Source organism: Chromobacterium sp. CCUG 76385 (assembly GCF_059916625.1).
On the sequence record NZ_JAUCGU010000014.1, the window covers coordinates 47,922 to 71,208 of the forward strand.

14 protein-coding genes and 2 pseudogenes are annotated in these 23,287 nt (G+C 60.8%); 11 read left to right on the forward strand and 5 right to left on the reverse strand.

Annotated elements, in window-relative coordinates; genetic code table 11:
* The first annotated feature begins 45 nt into the window (after positions 1-45).
* Positions 46-708: an amino acid ABC transporter permease gene (locus QUG01_RS11120; RefSeq protein ID WP_500830202.1), complete on the forward strand. Its 663-nt coding sequence runs from the start codon at positions 46-48 to the stop codon at positions 706-708.
* A gap of 47 nt (positions 709-755) precedes the next feature.
* Here the strand turns inward: QUG01_RS11120 and QUG01_RS11125 are convergent, their stop codons facing one another.
* Complete coding sequence (locus QUG01_RS11125) at positions 756-2,519, reverse strand: AMP-dependent synthetase/ligase (RefSeq protein WP_500830203.1); 1,764 nt, start codon at positions 2,517-2,519, stop codon at positions 756-758.
* 232 nt (positions 2,520-2,751) lie between these two features.
* Here QUG01_RS11125 and QUG01_RS11130 point away from each other — a divergent pair, with 232 nt between their 5' ends.
* Positions 2,752-3,897, forward strand: coding sequence for a trans-sulfuration enzyme family protein (locus QUG01_RS11130; RefSeq protein WP_500830204.1), 1,146 nt, complete (start codon positions 2,752-2,754; stop codon positions 3,895-3,897).
* Positions 3,898-3,935: 38 nt separating this feature from the next.
* Positions 3,936-4,991, forward strand: a complete 1,056-nt coding sequence (locus QUG01_RS11135) for an NAD(P)H-dependent flavin oxidoreductase (protein WP_500830205.1) — start codon at positions 3,936-3,938, stop codon at positions 4,989-4,991.
* 280 nt (positions 4,992-5,271) lie between these two features.
* Here QUG01_RS11135 and QUG01_RS11140 read toward each other — a convergent pair whose 3' ends face one another.
* Positions 5,272-6,207, reverse strand: a complete 936-nt coding sequence (locus QUG01_RS11140; protein ID WP_500830206.1) for an isoaspartyl peptidase/L-asparaginase family protein — start codon at positions 6,205-6,207, stop codon at positions 5,272-5,274.
* A gap of 472 nt (positions 6,208-6,679) precedes the next feature.
* Between QUG01_RS11140 and QUG01_RS11145 the strand changes: the two genes are divergently transcribed.
* The 3 genes from QUG01_RS11145 to QUG01_RS11155 all read left to right on the forward strand — a co-directional run bounded on the left by QUG01_RS11145 (position 6,680) and on the right by QUG01_RS11155 (position 9,192).
* Entirely contained in the window at positions 6,680-7,471 is a 792-nt protein-coding gene (locus QUG01_RS11145; RefSeq protein WP_500830207.1) for a ferredoxin--NADP reductase, read from the forward strand.
* A 74-nt stretch (positions 7,472-7,545) separates the two neighbouring features.
* Entirely contained in the window at positions 7,546-8,175 is a 630-nt protein-coding gene (locus QUG01_RS11150) for a LysE family translocator (protein ID WP_500830208.1), read from the forward strand.
* Positions 8,176-8,268: 93 nt separating this feature from the next.
* Entirely contained in the window at positions 8,269-9,192 is a 924-nt protein-coding gene (locus QUG01_RS11155; protein ID WP_500830209.1) for a GGDEF domain-containing protein, read from the forward strand.
* A 73-nt stretch (positions 9,193-9,265) separates the two neighbouring features.
* On the opposite strand, the gene QUG01_RS11160 is transcribed toward QUG01_RS11155, so the two are convergent.
* Both QUG01_RS11160 and QUG01_RS11165 read right to left on the reverse strand, forming a co-directional pair.
* Positions 9,266-11,524, reverse strand: a complete 2,259-nt coding sequence (locus tag QUG01_RS11160) for an Orn/Lys/Arg family decarboxylase (protein WP_500830210.1) — start codon at positions 11,522-11,524, stop codon at positions 9,266-9,268.
* A 380-nt stretch (positions 11,525-11,904) separates the two neighbouring features.
* Positions 11,905-13,419 carry a phospholipase D-like domain-containing protein gene (locus QUG01_RS11165; protein ID WP_500830211.1) on the reverse strand — a complete coding sequence of 505 codons (1,515 nt, stop codon included), beginning with the start codon at positions 13,417-13,419 and terminating at the stop codon, positions 11,905-11,907.
* A gap of 283 nt (positions 13,420-13,702) precedes the next feature.
* Between QUG01_RS11165 and gltB the strand changes: the two genes are divergently transcribed.
* Positions 13,703-18,151, forward strand: coding sequence for a glutamate synthase large subunit (gene gltB, locus QUG01_RS11170; RefSeq protein ID WP_500830212.1), 4,449 nt, complete (start codon positions 13,703-13,705; stop codon positions 18,149-18,151).
* 67 nt (positions 18,152-18,218) lie between these two features.
* Positions 18,219-19,622, forward strand: a pseudogene (locus QUG01_RS11175) (FAD-dependent oxidoreductase); the annotation flags it as partial.
* Between the two features lie 31 nt (positions 19,623-19,653).
* Here QUG01_RS11175 and QUG01_RS11180 read toward each other — a convergent pair.
* Positions 19,654-19,794, reverse strand: a pseudogene (locus tag QUG01_RS11180) (transposase); the annotation flags it as partial.
* Between the two features lie 188 nt (positions 19,795-19,982).
* Here QUG01_RS11180 and QUG01_RS11185 point away from each other — a divergent pair.
* The 3 genes from QUG01_RS11185 to QUG01_RS11195 are packed head-to-tail and all read left to right on the forward strand — an operon-like array spanning position 19,983 to position 22,531.
* The gene (locus QUG01_RS11185; protein WP_500830213.1) at positions 19,983-20,354 is read left to right on the forward strand and encodes a MarR family EPS-associated transcriptional regulator; all 372 of its coding nucleotides are present in this window, start codon (positions 19,983-19,985) and stop codon (positions 20,352-20,354) included.
* Complete coding sequence (locus QUG01_RS11190; RefSeq protein WP_500830214.1) at positions 20,351-21,517, forward strand: nucleotide sugar dehydrogenase; 1,167 nt, start codon at positions 20,351-20,353, stop codon at positions 21,515-21,517. The genes QUG01_RS11185 and QUG01_RS11190 overlap by 4 nt, the downstream gene beginning before the upstream one ends.
* A gap of 6 nt (positions 21,518-21,523) precedes the next feature.
* Positions 21,524-22,531 (forward strand): NAD-dependent epimerase, encoded by a 1,008-nt coding sequence (locus QUG01_RS11195; protein WP_500830232.1) that lies wholly within the window; start codon positions 21,524-21,526, stop codon positions 22,529-22,531.
* Positions 22,532-23,287 lie beyond the last annotated feature (756 nt).

The window sequence follows — 23,287 nt, forward strand, 5'->3', positions numbered from 1 at the left end:
GATGCCCCTGCGCAGCGGGGGCGTCGCTTTTATGGAAGGGATGGCATGAGCGATTGGATGGCTCTGTTCGAGGCGGCGCTGCCGGTGCTGCTGAAGGGCGCTTGGCATACCGTGCTGTTTGCCGTGGTGGCGATGGCGCTAGGTCTGATGCTGGGTTTTGCGGTGGCGATGGTGCGGGTAGCCAGGGTGCCGCTGCTGTCGCAGCTGGCGGCGTTTTACGTCAGCGCGATGCGCGGCACGCCGCTCCTGGTGCAGATTTTCGTCATCTACTACGGCCTGCCCGGCGTGGGCCTGGAGCTGGACCCGGTGCCGGCCGGCGTGCTGGCGCTGACGCTGAACGTCGCCGCCTACCTGTCGGAAAGCTTGCGCGGCGGCATCGCCGGGGTGGCCAAAGGCCAGTGGGAGGCGGCGTTTTCGCTAGGCTTCACCTGGTGGCAGACCATGCGCCACATCATCGCGCCGCAGGCGCTGCGCTTGTCCGTGCCCAGCTTGTCCAACAGCCTGATCTCGCTGATCAAGGATACCTCTTTGGTGTCGGTGATCACCGTCACCGAGCTGATGCTGGCGACGAAAGAGGTGATCGCCCAGACCTTTCAGCCGCTGCCGCTTTACCTGGCCGCCGCGGCCATCTACTGGGCGCTGAGCGCGTTGTTCGAGCGCTTGCAGCGCCATGTGGAGAATCGGCTCAATCTGGCGCACCAGCGCTGAGGCGGTGATGCATTAAGAAAAAAGCCCCGAGATTCGGGGCTTTTGCTTTAGGCCGGCTCCGGCATGCCGTACATGCCGTCTATCATGGCGCGGCAACGTTCGGCGATGACTTTGCGCCGCAGTTTCAGAGTCGGCGCCAGTTCGCCGGCATCCACGCACCAGGGCTTGTCCAGCAGCGAGAATTTCTTGATGTGCTCCCAGCTGCCAAAGCAGCGGTTGAAGCGCTTGATCTCGCGGTCGATCAGCTCCACCACCTTGGGGTGGCGGCTCATCTCGCTGTCGTTGGTGTAGGCGATGCCGTGCTCGGCGCACCATTCCTTCAACTTCTCGTACAAGGGCACGATCAGCGCGGCGGCATACTTCTGACCGTCGCCGACCACCATGATCTGGTCGATGAAGGCCGATTCCTTCAGCTTGTTCTCCAGCGCCTGGGGGGCAATGTACTTGCCATTGCTGGTTTTGAACATTTCCTTCTTGCGGTCGGTGATGCGCAGGTAGCCGTTTTCCAGCACGCCGATATCGCCGGTGTGCAGCCAGCCGTCGCGCAGCGCCTCGGCGGTTTGCTCTGGTTCCTTGTAGTAGCCGGTCATCACGTTGTCGCCGCGCACTAGAATTTCGCCGTCATCGGCCAAGCGCACTTCCACGCCGGGCAAAGGGAGGCCGACGCTGCCAATGCGCACGCCCTTGGCGGTGAACGGATTGGCGGAGATCACCGGCGAGCTTTCGGTCATGCCGTAGCCTTCGGCCACCGCGATGCCGGCCGCCCAGAACATCCGCGCCAGGCGCGGCTGCAGCGCGGCGGAGCCGACGTTGATGGAGATCAGTTCGCCGCCCATCGCCGCGCGCCATTTGCTGTAGACCAGTCTGTCGGCCAGCGCGTGCTGGAGGGCTTGCAGCGGGGAGGCGCGGCGATTCGGCTCGAAGGCCTCGGCGCGCGCCAGCGCCCATTGATAGATGCGGCGCTTGGCGCCGGTCAGGTCGCGAGCCTTGCCCACCAGCTTCTCGTGCACCTTCTCCAGCACGCGCGGCACGGCGCTGAAGGTATGCGGCTTGATGTCGGCCAATGCCGACGACAGGCATTCCACGCTGCTGAAATAGATACCGGTGCCACTGTACAGGTAGTAGAACACGCCGGCGCGCTCAAAGATGTGCGACAGCGGCAGGAAACTCAGGGCGCGGCAGCGGCCCTGCGGCAGGCCGGTGAAAGCGGCGGTGGCCACCACCGTGCTCAGCACGTTGCGGTGGGTCAGCATGACGCCTTTGGAGCGGCCGGTGGTGCCGGAGGTGTAAATGATGGTGTAGACGTCGTCGGCGCGAACGGCGCCGCGCAGAGCATCCAGTTCCGCCATCCGCTCGGGGCGCGCCAATTCGGCGATCTCTCGCCACGACGGCACGCCATCGATGTCCGCCAGGCCGTAGATCGGGCAGGACAGCTTGCCCAGCGCCTCGTACAGTTTTCGTTGCAATGCAGCACTGCCGGCGAAGGCCAGCTTGACCTCTGCATGCGTCAGGATATAGCGTGCATCATCCAGGGTGATGGTGGGATACAGCGGGACGCTGACGGCGCCGATCTGTTGCAGCGCGATATCGGTCAGCACCCATTCGATGCTGTTGTCGGCTGCGATCGCCACCTTGTCGCCGCGGCCTATGCCCAGTTCCAGCAAGCCCAGGCTGACGCGGTTGACGGAGTCCCGTACTTCGCTGGTGGACAGCTGCCGCCACGTCTTGCCGGCTTTGGCCGCCAGGCAGTCGGTGCGCGGGTAGTTCCCGAGCTGATGGGACAGTATGTCAAAAACGCGTTCTAGCTTCATGCAAACGATAGTTTAAATGCGAAACGGTGCAAAATAGTCCTAAAGCGTGTCGATGTAAAGTAAAAATCCGCGCCGAGTTGGCGTAGATCAGCTCAAATTGCCGATATTTGCTCGCAATTGCGTTGAAATGGCGGACTGTCGATGCAATGGGCATGGCAAATGCATGATTTGCCGTTGGTTTCGGTGGGATTGTTGGACGATCCATGCAAGTTAATGATTTTGAGGAGTTTTTGTGAAATTTTCCACGCGCGCCATCCATGTCGGTTACGACAATGCCGGACATAACCGTTCGGTAATGCCGCCGCTGTACCAGACTTCCGTATTCGCCTACGACCATGTCGGCGAGGCGATGCCCTACGTTTATGCCCGCAGCGGGAATCCGACGCGCAGCGCGCTGGAGGATTGCCTGGCCAGCCTGGAGGAGGCCCGTCATGGGCTGGCTTTTTCCAGCGGCATGGCGGCGATAGACGCGGTGCTGCGCGGCTGCCTCAAGCCCGGCGACGAAGTCGTCGCGCTGGCGGACCTGTATGGCGGCGCTTATCGCTTGCTGACGCAGGTGATGGAGCCGGCCGGCATCAAGGTGCGCTTTGTCGATCTGTCCAATCCCCATCGGCTGGAATCCGCCATCACGCCGGCTACCCGGCTACTGTGGCTGGAGTCGCCCACCAATCCGCTGTTGGGCCTGGTCGATATCACAGCATTGTCAGCCGTAGCGCATCGTCATAATGTAAAGGTGGCGGTGGATAATACGTTCGCCACGCCGTATCTGCAGCGGCCGCTGGCCTTGGGCGCCGACATCGTGGTCCACTCCGCCACCAAATATCTGGGCGGCCACTCCGACGTGCTGTTGGGCTTGGTGGCGGTCAGCGACGACAAGCTTTATCAGGATATCCGCTTTGTGCAGAACGCGGCCGGCGCCGTGCCGGGGCCGCAGGATTGTTTCCTGACGCTGCGCGGCATCAAGACGCTGGCCTTGCGCATGGAGCGGCATTGCGACAACGCCGAGCGCGTGGCGGATTTTCTGAGCCGCCATGCCGCGGTGGCCAAGGTGTTCTACCCGGGCTTGCCGGCGCATCCGGACCACGAGCTGGCCAAGCGGCAGATGAAGCGTTACGGCGGCATCATCAGCATCAAGCTGCGCGACGACAGCCGGGAAGCGGCGAACCGTTTCGCGCAGCGCCTGCAACTGTTCGCCTTGGCGGAATCGCTGGGCGGGGTGGAGTCGCTGGTCAATCACAGCTACACCATGTCGCACGGCAGCATGCCGGCCGAGCGCAAGGCGGAGTTGGGCATCGTGGAAGGCGGCTTGCGCTTGTCCATCGGCATCGAAGACATAGAAGACATTCTGGCGGATCTGGAGCAGGCGCTGCGCGAGTAAGCGCAGCGCTGGCTGCGGTTGCCTTTAAGGAGAACAGCATGCCACCAGTCTTGTGGCAACGATTGCAGCTGAAATTGCCGGTGATACAGGCGCCGATGGCCGGCGGCGCGACCACGCCGCAACTGGTGTCTGCCGTCTGCGAGGCCGGCGGCCTGGGTTTTCTGGCCGCCGCGATGCTGTCGCCGGAGCAGATCCGGCAGGAGGCGGCGCGCATCCGGGCGCGCACGCGCCAGCCGTTCGGCATCAATCTGTTCATACAGAACGATCCTGCGCCGAGCGCGGCGGAGCTGGAGGCGGTGCTCAGCATGTTGCGACCGTGGCATGCGGAACTGGGCCTGGCCGCGCCGACGGCGCCTGAGCGCTTCTGCCAGCCGTTCGAGGCGCAATGGCAGGCGTTGCTGGCGGCGCGCCCGGCTGTGGCCAGTTTTACTTTCGGCATCCTGACGCCGGAACAGGTGCGCGCGCTGCAGGCCGAAAACATCCTGGTGATCGGCACCGCGACCAATCTGGCCGAGGGTTTGGCCTGGGCGGAAGCCGGCGCCGACGCGGTGTGCGCCCAGGGACGCGAGGCTGGCGGCCATCGCGGCACTTTCATCGGCGAGCAGCCGCAGTCGCTGCGGCCCATGCTGTCCTTGGTGTACGAGCTGGCGCAGAATCTGCCGCTGCCGGTCATCGCCGCCGGCGGCATCATGAACGGGCGGGAGATCGCCGCGGCGATGCGGCACGGCGCGCAGGCTTGCCAACTCGGCACCGCTTTTCTGCGTTGCCCCGAGTCCGGCATCTCGGCCACCTGGAAGCAGGCCCTGGCGCAGGCCAAAGCCGGCGACACCTGCTTGACCCGCGCTTTTTCCGGCCGCTATGCGCGCGGCCTGTCCAATCGTTACATCGGGGGCATGGCGCGTTGTCAGGAACAGCTGCCGGCCTATCCCGTCATGAATGCCCTGACCGGCCCCCTGCGCGCCGCCGCGGCCCAGGCCGGCCGCAGCGACTTGATGTCGCTATGGGCCGGGGAGGGCGTGGCCGAGGCGCGGGAATTGCCGGTAGCCGAACTGATGGCGCAGCTGCAGGCGGAGTGGCAGGCGGCTTATCGCTAGCCAGCCGGGCTTCTAGGGGCTGTTGACGTTTGGTGAGTGGATCGCGTTTGAGCCGATTTGTGCCGGAAGCAAGGCGCACAGTCCGACGCATAGTCATTCTATGCAAGGGCTGGGCAACGCGGCTTCCGGCCCAAAGCGGCCAAACCCGCAGGGCCGGGTGCCTTTCGCGCCGACTCTTCGTTGTTCCGCGCTGGCAGAGAATGACTATGCGGCGCGCGAAACGCCTCGATTCGTCGCAAAACGCATCCCGGCGCGACCGCCCACCAAACGTCAACAGCCCCTAGTCCTCGTTGTGATAGATGGCGATCAAGCGCCGGCCGTCGCCGTCGATCGCCGCGCGGTACATCCCTTCGCAATTGAAGGGCAAGGCCACCCGGCCCCAACGGTCCACCGCCACTACGCCGCCGCTGCCGCCCATCTTCAGCAATTGGCCGTGCACGACGGCATCGCAGGCGCTTGCCAGCGTTTCATCTAGGTAGCGGATGCGGGCGGAGATCTCGTGGCCTACCGCTGCGCGGACAAAGTATTCGCCATGGCCGGTGCCGGACACGGCGCAATGGCTGTCGGCCCAGGTGCCGGCGCCGATCACCGGCGTGTCGCCGATGCGGCCCGGCCATTTGGCGGTGCGCCCGCCGGTGGAGGTGGCTGCCGCCAGCCGTCCTTGTTCATCCAACGCCACGGCGCCGACTGTGCCGTGCTTGCGGTCTTCCGGGATGTCTTCGTCGCCGCCGCCCTGCGCCAGCCTTTCCATTTCCAGCTGCAGAGCCTGCCAGCGCTTCTCGGTATGGAAGTAGGCCGGCGGCTGCATGGGCTGGCCGATGCGGCGGGCGAAGTCCTCGGCCGCCGCAAAGCCCAGCGTCACGTGCGGCGTGCGCTCCATCACCGCGCGGGCCAGCAGCACCGGATTCTGCACCTGGGAGAGTCCGGTGACGCTGCCGGCATCCTGGCGGCTGCCGTCCATCACCGCGGCTTCCATTTCCTGCTTGCCGTCCAGCGTGAAAACCGAGCCGCGGCCAGCGTTGAACAGCGGATCGTCTTCCAGCGCGCAGACGCAGGCGCATACCGCGTCCAGCGCGCTGCCGCCGGCGAGCAGTAGCGCATGGCCGGCATCCAGCGCGCGTTCCAAACCTTTCCGGTAAGCCTTTTCCTGCTCGGCGCCCATGTCTTGACGGCGCAGCGTGCCGGCGCCGCCATGCAGGGCCAGTGCGATGGTCATGATTTAGTCCTTTTCGTGATGAACGGATCGCTGAATAGAATGAGGCTTTTTGGTGGAGAGAGCTAGGGGCTGTTGACGTTTGGTGAGTGGATCGCGTTTGAGCCGATTTGGGCCGGAAGCAAGGCGCGCAGTCCGACGCATAGTCATTCTATGCAAGGGCTGGACAACGCGGCTTCCGGCCCAAAGCGGCCAAACCCGCAGGGCCGGGCGCCTTTCGCGCCGACTCTTCGTTGTTCCGCGCTGGCAGAGAATGACTATGCGGCGCGCGAAACGCCTCGATTCGTCGCAAAACGCATCCCGGCGCGACCGCTCACAAAACGTCAACAGCCCCTAGGGGCTTGTTAATGCCGCAGGAAGCCTTGCGCGCCTTGCCTCCCGCGCGACGGCATCCGCAGTTGAATGCCTGGCTTGGCAAGGATGGCGGCTCGGGTACATAATTGTTGAGTAAATTACTCAACAATTGGATTTCGCGATGAATGCCGCCCTGGAAGCCGAGATTCAGCAGAAATACACCGTCGAAACCATTACGGACATGAAGCATTGGACCGACAAGCTGGTCAGCTTCCGGCTCACGCGTCCTGAGTCGTTTCGCTTCAGCGCTGGCCAGTTTGCCCGGCTGGGTCTGCCGCTGGAGGGCGGCGGCCAGGTGTGGCGCGCCTATTCCATGTGTTCGGCCGAATACGACGAGTGTCTGGATTTTTACTCCATCGTGGTGCCGGATGGGCAATTCAGCTCGCGCTTGGCCATGCTGCAGCCGGGCGATCAGATGATGCTGGACAAGCGGGCGATGGGGTTCTTCCAGGCGGACAGGCTGCCGGATGGGCGAGATCTATGGTTGTTGGCCACCGGCACAGGCATCGCGCCCTACCTGTCCATTTTGCAGCAGCCGGAGGTCTGGCGGCGTTTCGAGCGCATTGTGCTGGCGCACTGCGTGCGCGAGGCGGCGGAGCTGTCATTCCAGGACGAGATCGCCGCGCTGCGATCCCATCCGCTGTGGCAGGAGCATGGCCACAAGTTGCAGTATCTGCCGGTGGTGACGCGCGCCGCGCCGGCCGGCATGCTGAATCAGCGCATCCCGGCCTTGCTGGAGAGCGGCGAGCTGGCGGCGCGCGCCGGCATCGAGATGTCGTCGGAGCACAGCCGTTTCATGCTGTGCGGCAACCCCAAGATGGTGGAAGACACCCATCGCCAATTGATGAAGATGGGCTACCGCATGACGCGGCAGAACGCGCCGGGCCATATCGTGCTGGAGAATGGCTGGTAGCCGTCATGCTGGCGGTATGGCGTTTGCGGCGAGGGTGTTACGATGAAGGCTTGCTTAATTGACGGTGATGACCGATGCCTGCCTTGTCTACCCTGCTGCTGTTCTCCCTGGCCTGCCTCGCGTTAGCCGCGACCCCCGGTCCCGACATGTTGCTGATTGCCAGCCGCAGCGCCAGCCAGGGGCTGCGCGCCGGTTTCGCCACGCTGTTCGGCATCCAGGTCGGGACTTACTGCCATGCGCTGCTGGCGGCGCTGGGACTGGCTCAGCTGTTCGTGCTGGTGCCGCTGGCTTATGACGCGGTGCGCATCGCCGGGGCCGTCTACCTGCTGTATCTGGCCTGGACCACATTGCGCAGCGACGGCGTGCTGCGTTCGCCGTCGGCCCCATCGGCAGGCCAGTCTATGCGCCGCATCGCGCTGCAGGGGCTGACCACCAATCTGCTCAATCCCAAGATGGCCTTGTTTGTGCTGGCGCTGTTTCCGCAATTCATCGAGCCGCAGGCCGGCCCGGTGGCGCTGCAGATCATGCTGCTGGCCACGCTGCTGAACGGGGTGGCTTTTTGCGTCAATGCGCTGGTGATCGTGGCCAGCAGCCGCATGGGCAAGGCCTTGTCCGGCGGCGGCGCCGGACCTTGGCCGCAATATCTGCTGGCCACCGTGTTCGGCGGCTTGGCCGTGCGTTTGCTGGCGGCTTCGCGGCAATGAGCGCCGGCCGGCGTTTCGGCTATGGTTAGGGCAGGGTCTGCTTCCGGCGAGGACTGGTTTGCGGTCCCCGTAAACTTTCAGGAGCGCTAAACCATGGCCGATGTTGGTGGCGATACGGAGATTGCCAGCCGTTTGCTGTCCTTGGCGCAGGACAGCCAGTTGTTGATCGCGCTGTTCAATCCGCGCGATCTGCTGTGCTATGCCAACGCGGCGTTCTGCGGCACCTTTGGCGTGGCGCCGGACGAGCGTCTCAGTTGGGAGCAATTGATGCGCCGCGGCTATGAGCGTGGGCATGGCAGCTGTATCCGCACCGACGACATCGATGCCTGGATCGCTTCCGCCCGCTCGCGGCGCGGCAAGCAGCCGTTCCGCACTTTCGAGGCCGATTTGACTGACGGCCGCTGGATCTGGGTGACGGAAACGCTGCAAGCCGACGGCTGGCTGCTGTGCGTCTGTTCCGATATTTCCAGTTTGCGGGCGGACGAGCGCGAGCTGCGCATCGCGCGCGATGCGGCCCAACGGGCGGCGTTGACGGACCCGTTGACGGGCATCAGCAACCGCGCCCACATCATGAGCCAGCTGGAGCGGCTATTGCGCCAGCCACGGGCGGCGGAGTCTCCCGCTTGCGTGGTGGGGATACTGGACCTCGATCACTTCAAACGGATCAATGATCGTTACGGCCACTTGGCGGGCGACACGGTGCTGCGCGATTTCGTGCGGAGAGTGCAGCCCATGCTGGAGCCCAAGGATGGGTTGGGACGGCTCGGCGGCGAGGAATTCCTGCTGTTGATGCCCGACCGGGCCTTGCGCGAGGCGGAGCTGATGGTGACGGCGATCTTGGCCGCGGTGGCGGAATCGCGGCCGTTGGCGGAGCCGGTGGACTTTGCCTATACCTGCTCCGCCGGCCTGACCCTGCTGCGCGCCGGCGATGATACCGCGCAGGCCCTGGGGCGGGCGGACGATGCCTTGTATCGGGCCAAGGAGGCCGGCCGCAACCGGCTGGCGACCAAGCTATAGCGTTCTGCACTGGGCAACGGTTTGGGAAACGGAAAAGGCGGGAGCTGTGCTCCCGCCTTTGTCATGACCGCGCTTACTGTTTGACGCAGTCCACGCAGTAGACCTTGCGGTCCTGCACCTCTACCGCCACCAGGCCGTGGACATCGGTTTCGAAGCCCGGCAGCTCGCGGTTGAAGGCCTGGGCGAAGCGCAGGTAGTCGACGATGGTCTTGTTGAAGCGCTCGCCCGGGATCAGCAGCGGAATGCCCGGCGGGTACGGGGTCAGCAGCACCGCGGTGACGCGGCCTTCCAGCTGGTCCACCGGCACGCGCTCGATCTCGCGGTGCGCCATCTTGGCGAAGGCGTCGGCCGGGCGCATCGCCGGTTCCATATCGGACAGATAGATGTCGGTGGTCAGGCGCGCCACATCGTGCTTGCTGTACAGGCTGTGGATGCGCTGGCACAGCTCGCGCAGGCCCACCCGCTCATACTGCGGGTACTTGGCGACGAATTCCGGCATCACGCGCCACATCGGCTGGTTCTTGTCGAAGTCGTCCTTGAACTGCTGCAACAACGAGATCAGCGTGTTCCAGCGGCCCTTGGTGATGCCGATGGTGAACATGATGAAGAAGCTGTAGAGGCCGGTTTTTTCCACCACCACGCCGTGCTCGGTCAGGTACTTGGTGACGATGGCTGCCGGAATGCCCATCTCTTCGAAGCTGCCGTCCACGTCCAGGCCCGGCGTCAGCACGGTGGCCTTGATCGGGTCCAGCATGTTGAAACCTTCTTCGATGCCGGCGAAGCCGTGCCAGCGCTCGTCCGGGCGCAGCGTCCAGTCAGTCTGGTCGCAGATGCCGTCGTCGGACAGGTCGTCCGGGCCCCACACGCTGAACCACCAGTCGCGGCCGTATTCCTCGTCCACCTTGCGCATGGCGCGGCGGAATTCCATCGCCTCCACCAGCGATTCTTCCACCAGCGACTGGCCGCCCGGCTGCTCCATCATGGCCGCTGCCACGTCGCAGCTGGCGATGATCGAGTATTGCGGGCTGGTCGAGGTGTGCATCAGGTAGGCCTCGTTGAACCAGGCGGTGTCGAGCTGGCGGTTCTGCGGGTCTTGCACCAGGATTTGCGAGGCCTGGCTGATGCCGGCCAAGAGCTTGTGGGTGGACTGGGTGGAGAACACCAGGCTGTCTTCGCAGCGCGGCCGGCCCTCGCCGATGGCGTGGAAATCGCGGTAGAAGTCGTGGAAGCTGGCGTGCGGCAGCCAAGCTTCGTCGAAGTGCAGCGTGTCCACCTCGCCGTCCAGCAGGCCTTTGATCTCTTCGACGTTGTACAGAATGCCGTCGTAGGTGGACTGGGTCAGGGTCAGGATGCGCGGCTTGCGGTTGGGGTGCTTCTCCAGCGCTTCGCGGGCGAACGGATTGGCCAGGATCTTCTTCTTGATGGTGTCCGGCTGGAACTCGGATTTCGGAATCGGGCCGATGATGCCGTAGTGGTTGCGCGTCGGCATCAGGAACACCGGGATGGCGCCGGTCATGATGATGGCGTGCAGGTTCGACTTGTGGCAGTTGCGGTCCACCAGCACGATGTCGCCGGCGGCGACGCAGCTGTGCCAGACGATCTTGTTCGACGTGGACGTGCCGTTGGTGACGAAGAACAGGTGGTCGGCGTTGAAGATGCGCGCGGCGTTGCGCTCGGATGCCGCCACCGGCCCGGTGTGGTCCAGCAGCTGGCCCAGCTCGTCCACCGCGTTGCAGACGTCGGCGCGCAGCATGTTTTCGCCGAAAAACTGGTGGAACATCTGGCCCACCGGGCTTTTCAGGAAGGCGACGCCGCCGGAGTGGCCGGGGCAGTGCCAGGAGTAGGAGCCGTCGTAGGCGTAGTCCACCAGCGCGCGGAAGAACGGCGGCGCCAGGTTGTCCAGATAGCTCTTGGCCTCGCGGATGATGTGGCGGGCGACGAACTCCGGCGTGTCCTCATGCATGTGGATGAAGCCATGCAGCTCGCGCAGAATGTCATTCGGAATGTGGCGCGCGGTGCGGGTCTCGCCGTACAGATAGACCGGGATGTCCGGGTTGCGGCGGCGGATCTCGGCGACGAAGCCGTACAGATTGCCCAGCGCCTGCTGCGCCGAATCCTCGGTCTGGAATTCCTCGTCGTCTATCGACAGGATGAAGCCGGCGGCGCGGCTTTGTTGCTGGGCGAAGGAGGTCAGATCGCCGTAGCTGGTATAGCCGATCACGCTCATGCCTTCCGCTTCCATGGCGGCGGCCAGTTCGCGGATGCCGGAACCGCTGGTGTTTTCCGAGCGGAAATCCTCGTCGATGATCACGATGGGGAAGTGAAAACGCATACCTGAGTCCTTGTTGCTGTTAACTCGGACATGACGGCGGGGCCGGAGGATCGCCGGCGGCGGCGCCATGTCGCTCGGTGCGCGTGGGGCGCAGATCTGTACGCACGGGCAGAAGAACGAATCTTCGCCGCCGCCCTGGAGGCTGGCCTTGAGGCGCGAATAAAACGGGTCGCTTTGCGCCGCGGTCCGTACTTGGCGACCCATAGTCGCTTCACGTCAGCCGGCCTGGAGAACATCCCAAGAAAGCGCGAATTGTAGACCTTTTGTCTGGCATGTTGTGGTGCGATGCGGCACGCGCGGCAAAAAAAACGCGATGCGCGCCAGGCCTAGGTTTGGCATGGTTGCGGCGATGGAGCGCGGGGGCGGCTAAGCGCATGTTTTTATTGGACGTCGGGCGGCGGCGTTTCGTCTTGCCGCGCGTCTGGCAATGCCTGGCGCAACTGTTGTTTTTTTCTCCGTTTGGCCCGGTACAGGCTGACGGAGCGTGCGACGATGGACAGACCGGCGCCGGCCAGCAGCAGGGTCAGCGGCGCGGCCACCAGCCAGGGGAAATAGCCCACGGCCAGCGCCAGCAGGCACAGCGCCACGCCTATGCTGAGAAAGGCCGGCGCTTCGCTGCTTTCCACGCTGCGGCTGCCGTGCACGACGGCGCCCAGCATGTCGCCAAGCCGGGCGGCCTGGCGCGCGGCGGCGCTGGCGCCGCTCAGCGCCATTTCCTTAGGCGAGCCGCGGCGGCGTTTTTCCCGCCGCACCGGCGTCGGCACCGCGCGCTTGCGCTGCTGCTTCAACACGATCTCGGTGGCGTTTTCCAGATCCTGCAGGAAACGTTCGGCCAGTTGCGCCGCCAGGGTGGCGTCTTCCAGCGCGATGTCCAGCTCGCGGTTGACCAGCCAGCTGGACAGATTGAGATTGGTGGAGCCGATGCGCGCCCAGCGGCCGTCGGCAACCGCCGTTTTGGCGTGGATCATCGGGCCGTCCCATTCGAACACCCGTACGCCAGCCTCCAGCAGCGGACGGTATTGGGTGCGCGATACGGTGCCTATCCAGCGGATGTCGCTGGAGCGCGGCACCAGCAGCCGCACATCCACGCCATCCAGCGCCGCCTGTTTGAGCGCGGACAGATACAGGCTGGTGGCCATGAAGTAGGCGTCGGTCAGCCATAGCGTATGGCGCGCGAAACTGGCCACCAATAGATCCAGCCGCATCATCCGAGCGGTGGAGGGCGTGGTGGCGATCAGCCGCGCCGCCGTCTCGCCGCAAGGCTCGGTTTGGGCCGGTTGCAGCCAGCGCGCGTCCAGCGGCGCGCCGCAGCTGGCCCAGCTGTCGGCGAATGCGGCCAGGGCCTGCGCCAGCAGGGGGCCACGCAGCGCGAGCCCGGTGTCGCGCCATGGCGCCAAGCCATGCTCTGGACGGCCCTGCCAGCTGGCGCTGATGCACAGGCCGGCCACAAACAGCTCCCGCCGGTCGACGATGATCATCTTGCGATGGTTGCGGCCGAGCATGCTGAGTCCGCCGCTCAGGCTGGGCGGATGATAGGCGCGCACTTCGGCGCCGGCCTCGATCAAGGGTGTGAAAAAGCGGGACAGATGCGCGCGCCAACTGCCCAGCCAATCATATAACAGACAAACTTGTATGCCTGATCTGGCTTTATTTATAAGGATTTCGAGTATTTTCAGGCCAAATTGGTCATTGGCGAAAATATACATTTCAATAAAGACGGAATCCTGGCTGGCGGCGAGAGCATTTTCCCAGGCTGGGAAGTTTTGCGCGCTGTCGTACAACAATTCCACCTGATTTCCTGCCGTCAGTGGCGCGCCGGCTGAGCGCGACAAGGCCTGTTCCGCCAGCTGGCGGACGAATTGCAGGGTTTGCTGCGACTGATCGTCTCGGTTCATGATTATTTTGAATGTTGTCTAACAAAATACAAAATATCGCTTGGATTGCGGGTTTGTATCTATTTCACGCTGCCGTAAACTGTCGTTTTTTTGAAAATTTTTGTCTCAAAAAATCAAAAAATGCGCATGATTCAAGTAGTGGAATTACATATCAAAAACAAGACATTGTGCATCAACTGATTGAAATCAAATGATTGTTGCGGCGCGGTAAACCGGCTTGCGGCAGGCGTGATCTTGCCCGTAGAATCGAACACATCACTACAAAGTATAAATGGGCAGAGAAATGGACCGACAGCGCCGACTGCAGGGCACATTGTATAAACCGGAATTCGAACAGGACAGCTGCGGCTTCGGCCTGATCGCCCAACTGGACGACAAGCCCAGCCATTGGCTGGTGGCCACCGCCATTTCCTCGCTGGCCAAGCTGACGCACCGCGGCGCAGTGGCGGCGGATGGCAAGTCGGGAGATGGCTGCGGCCTGTTGTTCAAGAAACCGGATGGCTTTTTGCGCGAAGTGGCGGCGGAGGCCGGCATCGCGCTGAAGTCAGTGTACGCCGCCGGTCTGGTGTTTCACCACTCTGATCGGGCGATAGGCGAGCGCAGCCTCGCGCGCCTGCGCGAACATCTGGAGGCGCAGCAGCTGGAAGTGGCCGGTTTTCGTACCGTGCCGGTCGATACTGCGGCCTGCGGCGAAACCGCCTTGGCGTCCTTGCCCGCCATTTCCCAGGTGTTCGTGAACTGTCCGTTCGGCATGGATGAGCTGGCCTTCCAGCGGCGTCTGTACATGGGGCGTCGTCAGGCGGAAAAGGCCAATAAGGAAGATGACTCCTGTTTCTACCTGCCCACGCTGTCGCCGCACACCATCTCTTATAAAGGCCTGGTGACGCCGGAAAACCTGCCGCGCTTCTTCCTGGACCTGGCTGATCCGCGCTTCGAATCCAGCCTGGCGGTATTCCACCAGCGCTTCTCCACCAATACCTGGCCGCAGTGGAAGCTGGCCCAGCCTTTCCGTTTCCTTGCCCACAACGGCGAGATCAACACGGTGCAAGGCAACCGCAACTGGGCGCGCGCGCGCGAGCGCATCATGGCCTCGCCGCACCTGGACATGGACGCGGTGCGCCCCATCGTCCAGACCGACGGTTCGGACTCGATGAGCTTGGACAATATGCTGGAAGGCCTGCTGATGGGGGGCATCCCGCTGTTCCGCGCGCTGCGCCTGCTGGTCCCGCCGGCCTGGCAGAACGTAGACAGCACCGACAAGGATTTGCGCGCCTTCTACGAATTCAACTCCATGCACATGGAGCCGTGGGACGGTCCGGCCGGCATCGTGCTGACCGACGGTCGCTACGCCGCCTGCATGCTGGACCGCAACGGCCTGCGTCCGGCGCGCTGGGTGCTGACCCGCGACAACATCCTCACCATCGCCTCCGAAGTCGGCGTCTGGGACTACCGCGCGCAGGACGTGGTGAAGAAGGGCCGCGTCAAGCCTGGCCAGTTGTTTGGCGCGGACCTGATGAACGGCGAGCTGCTGATGCCGGAAGACATCGACGCGATGCTGAAAAGCGCCAAGCCGTATCGGCAGTGGATCAAGGACAGCGCCAAGTACCTGGAGCTGTCGATCGAGGACGATGCCGGCGTGGAGCCGCTGTCCAAGGATGAACTGACGCGGTTGCAGAAGATGTTCAATCTCAGCCGCGAGGAGCGCGACCAGATCCTGCGCGTGCTGGCGGCCGATGGCCAGGAAGCTGTCGGCTCCATGGGCGACGACACGCCGATGGCGGTGCTGAGCCAAAAAGTCCGCTCGCCGTTCGACTACCTGCGCCAGCAGTTCGCCCAGGTGACCAACCCGCCTATCGACCCGATCCGCGAAGCGGTGGTGATGTCCTTGAACACCGTGTTCGGTCCCGAGCGCAATATGTTCGAAGAGAGCGCCGAACACGCCAAGCGGCTGGAAGTGCGCAGCCCGGTGCTGAGCCACGAGAAGTTCACCCGCGTCACCACCCGGCCTGAACCTTACCTGAAGGCCACCAACTTCGACCTGTGCTACGACCCGAGCGAAACCACGCTGCGCGAAGCGATTTCCTGTCTGACCCGGCATGTGGTGGAAGCGGTGCAGGAGGGCACGGTGGTGGTGGTGCTGTCGGACCGCCACGCCACCGGCGAGCGGCTGCCCATCCACGCGCTGTTCGCCACCGGCGCGGTGCATCACGCGCTGATCGACGCCGGCCTGCGCTGCAAGACCAATATCGTGGTGGAAACCGCCACCGTGCGCGACGCGCATCAGATGGCCTGCGTGCTGGGTTACGGCGCCACCGCGGTGTACCCGTATCTGGCCTACCAGACCATCATCGATCTGGTGAACAGCGGCGAGGTGTCGCTGAAGGCCAACGAAGCGCTGCAGCATTACCGCAAGGGCATCAACAAGGGCCTGCTCAAGGTGCTGTCCAAGATGGGCATCTCCACCATCGCCTCGTATCGCGGCGCGCAATTGTTCGAGGCGGTCGGCATCCATGAGGAAGTGGTGGACCTGTGCCTGAAGGGCACGGTGTCGCGGGTGTCCGGCGCCAATTTCGATGATTTCGAATCCGATCAGAAGCAACTGGCCAAGCTGGCCTTCAATCCTATGCGGCCGATCAACCACGGCGGCTTGCTGAAGTACGTGCACGGCGAGGAGTACCACGCCTACAACCCGGACGTGGTGCAGCTGTTGCAAAAAGCGGTGCAGAACGGCGACTACGACGTCTACCTGCAATACGCCGAAACCGTGAATACCCGGCCGGTGGCCATGCTGCGCGACCTGATGCAGCTGAAGCTGGCCGGCGAGCCGATTCCGCTGGACGAGGTGGAACCGGTAGAGGCCATCGTCAAGCGCTTCGACTCGGCCGGCATGTCGCTGGGCGCGCTGAGCCCGGAGGCGCACGAGGCGCTGGCCATCGCCATGAACCGTTTGGGCGGCCGTTCCAACTCCGGCGAAGGCGGCGAAGACCCGGCGCGCTACGGCACCGAGAAGATGTCCAAGATCAAGCAGGTGGCGTCGGGCCGTTTCGGCGTCACCCCGCATTACCTGGTCAACGCCGAAGTGCTGCAGATCAAGGTGGCTCAGGGCGCCAAGCCGGGCGAGGGCGGCCAGCTGCCAGGCGACAAGGTGTCCGGCCTGATCGCGCGTCTGCGCCACGCCAAGGAAGGCGTCAGCCTGATCTCGCCGCCGCCGCACCACGACATCTATTCCATCGAAGACCTGGCGCAGCTGATCTTCGACCTGAAGCAGGTCAACCCGTCGGCGCTGGTGTCGGTGAAACTGGTGGCCGAGCCTGGCGTCGGCACTGTCGCAGCCGGCGTGGCCAAGGCCTATGCCGACCTGATCACCATTTCCGGTTATGACGGTGGCACCGGCGCGTCGCCGCTGACTTCGGTCAAGTACGCCGGCTCGCCGTGGGAGCTGGGCCTGTCCGAGGCGCAGCAGGTGCTGCGCGCCAACGGCCTGCGCGGCCGGGTGCGCGTGCAGACCGACGGCGGCCTGAAAACCGGCCTCGACGTAGTCAAGGCCGCCATCCTCGGCGCGGAGAGCTTCGGCTTCGGCACCGGACCGATGGTGGCGCTGGGCTGCAAATACCTGCGCATCTGCCATTTGAACAACTGCGCTACCGGCGTGGCGACGCAGGAAATCAAGCTGCGTTCCAAATACTTCACCGGCCTGCCGGACATGGTGGTCAACTACTTCCTGTTCATCGCCCGCGAAACCCGCGAGTGGATGGCCAAGCTGGGCGTGCGCTCCATGGAAGAGCTGATCGGCCGCATGGACCTGCTGCAAGTGCTGGAAGGCGAGAGCGAGCGCCAGGGGCGTCTTGATCTGACCCCTTTGCTGTCGCTGGGCACGGTGCCGGATAGCGAGCCGCGTTACTGCATAGCCGACAGCAATCCGTCTTTCGACAAGGGCGAGCTAGCCGAGCAGATTCTGCAAGACGCGCTGCCGGCCATCCACAACAAGCAGATGCTGGAGCTGGCCTACCCGATTGAAAACACCCACCGCTCCATCGGCGCGCGCCTATCCGGCGAGATCGCCCGCGTCCACGGCGCGGCCGGTTTGCCGTTTGGCTGCCTGAAGGTCAAATTCACCGGCAGCGCCGGCCAGAGCTTTGGCGTGTGGAACGCGGCGGGCCTGCATCTGGAGCTGGAGGGCGACGCCAACGACTACGTCGGCAAGGGCATGGCCGGCGGCCGCGTCACCATTTACCCGCCCAAGGATGCCGGCTACCCGGCGGGCGAGTCCATCATCATCGGCAATACCTGCCTGTACGGCGCGACCGGCGGCCAGCTGTTCGCCGCCGGCATCGCCGGAGAGCGCTTCGGCGTGCGCAACTCCGGCGCCTTGGCCGTAATCGAGGGCGCGGGCGACCATTGCTGCGAATACATGACCGGCGGCACCGTCATCGTACTGGGCGAAACCGGCTACAACTTCGGCGCGGGCATGACCGGCGGCTTCGCCTTCGTTTACGACCCGAACGAGAAGTTCGCCTATCGCTACAACAACGAGCTGATCGACATCCACCTGATCAACGGCGAGGCGATGGGCATGTACCGCGCCTACCTGTTGGAGAAGATCGCCAAGCATGTGGAGCTGACCGGTTCGGAAACCGGCCGCGCCATGCTGCAGAACTTCGACGATTACGTGGACTACTTCTGGTTGGTGAAGCCCAAGGCCGCCAAGCTGGAAAGCCTGCTCAAAGACTAAGCGCCGCTTGCAACTCATAAATATAGGGCGGCGCAGGGCGTCGCCCTCCCTCGCGGGAGAGAAAACCATGTCCGATGTATTCCAGTTCATGAAGCTGTCGCGCAACCCTGGCGACAAAGTGGAAGCCAGCGTTCGTAAAATCGAATTCAAGGAAATCTACCAGCCGCTGCATGCAGTGGACGCCGCCGACCAGGCCGGCCGCTGCCTGTCCTGTGGCAACCCTTATTGCGAGTGGGAGTGTCCGGTGCACAACTACATTCCCGACTGGTTGAAGCTGGTGGAGGAAGGCCGACTGTTCGAGGCGGCCGAGCTGTCGCATCAGACTAACAGCCTGCCGGAAATCTGCGGCCGCGTCTGTCCGCAAGACCGGCTGTGCGAAGGCGCCTGCACCTTGAACCAGGGCGGCTTTGGCGCAGTATCCATCGGCAGCATCGAGAAATACATCACCGATGAAGCCTTCAAAGCAGGCTGGCGGCCGGATATGTCAAAGGTAGTTTGGACGGACAAGACCGTGGGGATCATCGGCGCTGGTCCGGCAGGCCTAGCCTGTGCGGACGTGCTGGTGCGCAATGGCGTCAAAGCGGTGGTGTATGACCGCTACGAGGAAATCGGTGGTTTGCTGACCTTCGGCATTCCGGAATTCAAGCTCGAGAAAGAGGTGGTGCGCCGCCGCCGGGAAATACTGGAAGGCATGGGCGTGGAGTTTGTGCTGAATACTGAAGTGGGGAAAGACATCGCCTTCGACAAGCTGATGCACCAGCATGATGCCGTGTTCATGGGCATGGGCGCTTATAAGAATATGAAGGGCGAGTTTCCAGGCGAAGACAGTCAAGGCGTGCTTGAGGCCTTGCCCTACCTAATCAATAACGTGAGGCAAAGTTTGGGCACGTTGCCTGCGGGGGAACAGGCGATCTCGATGAAGGGCAAACGAGTGCTGGTGCTGGGTGGCGGGGATACCGCGATGGACTGCAATCGCACCGCCATCCGCCAGGGCGCCAGACGCGTGATCTGCGCCTACCGCCGCGACGAAGACAATATGCCGGGGTCGAAGCGAGAGGTTGCCAATGCCAAGGAAGAGGGCGTCGAATTCCTGTGGAATCGGCAGCCGCTGGCGATCGAGCCGATGATAGGCGGTACGCTGGCAGTCAAGCTGGCGTCAACTCGGCTGGGAGAGGCGGATGCAAAAGGCCGTCGCAGCGCCGAAGTAGTGCCCGGCAGCGAGGAGATCATCGAGTGCGACCACGTCATCGTCGCTTTTGGTTTCCAGGCAGAGGCTGCATCATGGTTCGAAACCCAGGGCATTGCCGCTAGCTCCAGTGGCCGGATCCTGGTTGCGCGAGGGCTTTACAAGTACCAAACCAGCAATCCCAAAGTTTTTGCTGGGGGGGACATGGTTCGAGGGGCGGATCTGGTGGTGCGGGCAGTATACGAGGGCAGGCAGGCAGCGGAGGGAATGTTGGCTTACTTCGAAAGTAGTCCGTCCCACTCCCCGAAGGCAACGGGTTCACCGCGCAAGCCACTATGGCGGCGACCGACACCACGCGCCCGGCCTTGCGCACTTTCAGGTAGGTGGCATCCAGCCACAGATAAGGCCATTCGTCTTAAATGGGCCGCGTCAGAAACGATTCCACGCGCTCATCGATGTTTTCATGGTCTCTATCGTTTGGTGCAGTAGACCTTTTTGCATGACATTGAGTACAATGTTCGAGTTCTTACAGAACACGCTTTTGCTGTATCCTAGGTTATTAAGTCTGGATGCAATGTAAGTGGCTGTAGTGTGTTTGAAAGTATTCTCATTCAGCATGTCATTTTGGAGTGATGTTTCGATCTCATGACCAGTCGTCAAGCAAGGCTACAAGAAGATACCTATTTCCGGGTGATGCGCATCTTGCAAGAAAACCCGGACCTCACCCAGCGGGAGCTGGCTAAAAGGGTGGGTGTCAGTGTGGGCGGGCTAAACTACTGTCTCAAGGCATTGATGGAGAAGGGCTTGGTGAAGATGAAAAACTTCGCTTATGCCCGAAACAAATTCGGCTATATCTACACCCTCACGCCCAACGGAATCGCGGAAAAAGCTTCCATCACTCATCGCTTTCTGCAACGCAAGATAGAAGAGTATGAGGCGTTGAAGGCGGAGATTGAGGTACTTCAGAAAGAAGTCAGTGAAAGTGAGAATGAGGGCCGAGAAAGGGCTAATACATGAAGATAGCTATTGCTGGTACGGGGTATGTCGGTTTGTCAAATGGTGTGCTGCTTGCGCAACACAATGAAGTTGTCTGTCTCGACATTGTGCCTGAAAAGGTAGCGATGCTAAATCGTAAAGAGTCGACGATCCAAGATGTGGAAATCGAAGATTTTCTTATACGTAAAAATTTAAATTTTCGAGCGACCCTAGACAAACAAGACGCATATGAAGGCGCAGAATTTGTCATTATTGCCACACCCACAGACTATGACCCTGTAACCAACTATTTTAATACCAATTCTATCGAGTCGATAATTCGCGATGTGATGGCAATCAACCCGACTGCTACGATGGTTATTAAATCGACTATCCCGGTTGGTTACACTATTCGTATACGCGAAACGCTTGGCACGCAAAATGTTATCTTCTCGCCAGAGTTTCTGCGTGAGGGGCGGGCACTGTATGACAACCTGTACCCATCGCGTATCGTTGTGGGTGAAAAATCCACTCGTGCAGAAACTTTTGCAAAACTTCTACAACAAGGCGCCTTCAAGCAGGATATTCCCATTCATTTCACCGGTAGCACCGAGGCTGAGGCGATCAAACTCTTCGCTAACACGTACCTCGCTATGCGTGTGGCCTATTTCAACGAGCTGGACACCTACGCGGCTACCCACGGACTGGACACACGCGAGATCATTGATGGTGTTAGTCTCGATCCTCGCATCGGCCACAACTACAACAACCCCAGTTTTGGCTATGGTGGATACTGTCTGCCTAAAGATACCAAGCAATTGCTGGCTAACTATCGTGATGTTCCTCAAAATCTCATTCGTGCCATTGTTGAATCCAATACGACGCGGAAGGATTTTATCGCTGATGAGATCATTAATCGGAAACCCAAGGTGGTTGGTATCTACCGCTTAATAATGAAGGCTGGTTCGGATAATTTTAGGGCTTCTAGTATTCAGGGAGTCATGAAGCGCATTAAGGCTAAAGGAATAGAAGTCATTGTCTATGAGCCAGCGTTCGATGGTGGCGAGTTCTATCATTCTCAAGTCATTAATAATCTGCAAGTATTCAAGCAAAAGGCAGATGTCATTGTTGCCAACAGAAGAGCAGAAGCTTTAGCGGATGTGATTGAAAAGGTTTACACCCGCGACTTATTTGGGAGCGATTAATTGAAAGTGCTTGTCACCGGTTCGGCCGGCTTTATTGGATCTACTTTGGTACTACGTTTATTGGAACGTGGCGATACCGTTATTGGCATCGATAATCATAACGATTACTACAGCCCGGCGTTGAAAGAAGCTCGTCTGGCACGCCAAATTAATCATCTCAACTATACCCACATTCGCATGGACATGGCTGACCGTCTTGCCATGGTTGAGTTGTTCGAGACTCACAAGCCCCAGCGAGTTGTCAATCTGGCGGCACAAGCAGGTGTACGCTACTCGATTGAGAATCCTCTCGCATACATTGATAGTAATCTTGTAGGTTTTGGCCATGTCTTGGAAGGCTGCCGCCATAGTGGCGTAGAACACTTAGTGTACGCAAGTAGCTCTAGCGTGTATGGTGCCAACACCGCTATGCCATTCTCAGTACACCACAATGTTGATCACCCCCTTAGTCTATATGCTGCGACAAAAAAAGCTAATGAACTAATGGCTCACACATACAGCCATCTGTATGGGTTGCCGACAACGGGGCTTCGTTTTTTCACTGTTTATGGTCCTTGGGATCGCCCCGATATGGCCCTGCAGAAATTTGCGCAGGCAATTACAAAAGGTGAAACGCTCAAGGTCTTTAATCACGGAATGCACCGCAGGGATTTTACCTACGTTGATGACATCGTTGAGGGACTTGTACGCGTATTGGATCGACCTGCGTTGCCAAACCCAGCTTGGTCGAGTAACAATCCTGATCCAGGCACTAGCAAAGCTCCATGGAGGATTTACAATATTGGCAATAACCATCCGGTGAACTTGATGGATTACATTAGTGCTCTTGAGAAGGCGCTGGGTAAAGAAGCCAATAAAGAGTTTCTTCCGATGCAGCCAGGTGATGTGCCCGATACATGGGCTAATGTAGATGACCTTGTTGATCAATTCGATTATAAGCCAAGTACATCCGTCGAGGATGGAGTGGCTAATTTCGCAGCTTGGTTTAAAAATTATTATAAACTAGATAACTAACAATATTTATGTAGCCTGACTATTGAGGATGACGCTGTAGTGATTTCTTTTGCGATGATTATATGGCTTGCATCGGTTCGGTACGGAGAGGTTGCGCATTTTCGGCCTAAATGTAACGCTAATATTGCCTTGAGTGCCTGCTCTGTCAGTTCATTTTAATTCAACTGAGTTTAAGAATTAATTTCCGGTAATTTCAAAATAGGTGTCTGAAACAGAAGGCGACCTGCTTGATAATCTATTCGTATAAAGAAAACGCTAGATCTATATAGAACAGCTTTTTTGTATCATGGCGTCAGACTTGTAGCTAATAGTTGATGGTTAGATTAACCATAACTAGGTTGAGTGATAGTTTATATGATCAAATAACTGCACCAGTAAGTTAAGCACATTTCATTGACTGCAAGTCAAAAAAACTATCTAACCATCATTTCGGAAATGCTTGCCACGTACATCATGTTTTTTAGATGCACGTATTTGTTGAAAGCCAAATGATTGCAAACACATATAAGTCGCCAATGTGTTCGATTGAGTGTGAAGATGACATACTGATTTTTGATGACACCATCCAGGAAAAGTATGAACAGATGAAAACGAGTTGAAGTGCTTGCCCTGCGACCACGAAGTCAGTCGCAGTGTGTGCACTCAAGCTGCATCTTGTGCTCTACTTTGTTGAGCGGATATCCATTCAATTCCACTATAGGCTAGGTAAGGAAGCTAATTTAAAATTTCGATACCATGACCCGGTAGAGCAAACGC

What these genes read in the sequence shown, in the direction of transcription:
- gltB (WP_500830212.1), top strand. Translation starts at nt 13,703, where the DNA reads ATGGACCGACAGCGCCGACTGCAGGGCACATTGTATAAACCGGAATTC.
- QUG01_RS11165 (WP_500830211.1), bottom strand. Translation starts at nt 13,419, where the DNA reads ATGAACCGAGACGATCAGTCGCAGCAAACCCTGCAATTCGTCCGCCAG.
- QUG01_RS11150 (WP_500830208.1), top strand. Translation starts at nt 7,546, where the DNA reads ATGCCTGCCTTGTCTACCCTGCTGCTGTTCTCCCTGGCCTGCCTCGCG.
- QUG01_RS11155 (WP_500830209.1), top strand. Translation starts at nt 8,269, where the DNA reads ATGGCCGATGTTGGTGGCGATACGGAGATTGCCAGCCGTTTGCTGTCC.
- QUG01_RS11140 (WP_500830206.1), bottom strand. Translation starts at nt 6,207, where the DNA reads ATGACCATCGCACTGGCCCTGCATGGCGGCGCCGGCACGCTGCGCCGT.
- QUG01_RS11160 (WP_500830210.1), bottom strand. Translation starts at nt 11,524, where the DNA reads ATGCGTTTTCACTTCCCCATCGTGATCATCGACGAGGATTTCCGCTCG.
- QUG01_RS11120 (WP_500830202.1), top strand. Translation starts at nt 46, where the DNA reads ATGAGCGATTGGATGGCTCTGTTCGAGGCGGCGCTGCCGGTGCTGCTG.
- QUG01_RS11125 (WP_500830203.1), bottom strand. Translation starts at nt 2,519, where the DNA reads ATGAAGCTAGAACGCGTTTTTGACATACTGTCCCATCAGCTCGGGAAC.
- QUG01_RS11185 (WP_500830213.1), top strand. Translation starts at nt 19,983, where the DNA reads ATGACCAGTCGTCAAGCAAGGCTACAAGAAGATACCTATTTCCGGGTG.
- QUG01_RS11145 (WP_500830207.1), top strand. Translation starts at nt 6,680, where the DNA reads ATGAATGCCGCCCTGGAAGCCGAGATTCAGCAGAAATACACCGTCGAA.
- QUG01_RS11135 (WP_500830205.1), top strand. Translation starts at nt 3,936, where the DNA reads ATGCCACCAGTCTTGTGGCAACGATTGCAGCTGAAATTGCCGGTGATA.
- QUG01_RS11190 (WP_500830214.1), top strand. Translation starts at nt 20,351, where the DNA reads ATGAAGATAGCTATTGCTGGTACGGGGTATGTCGGTTTGTCAAATGGT.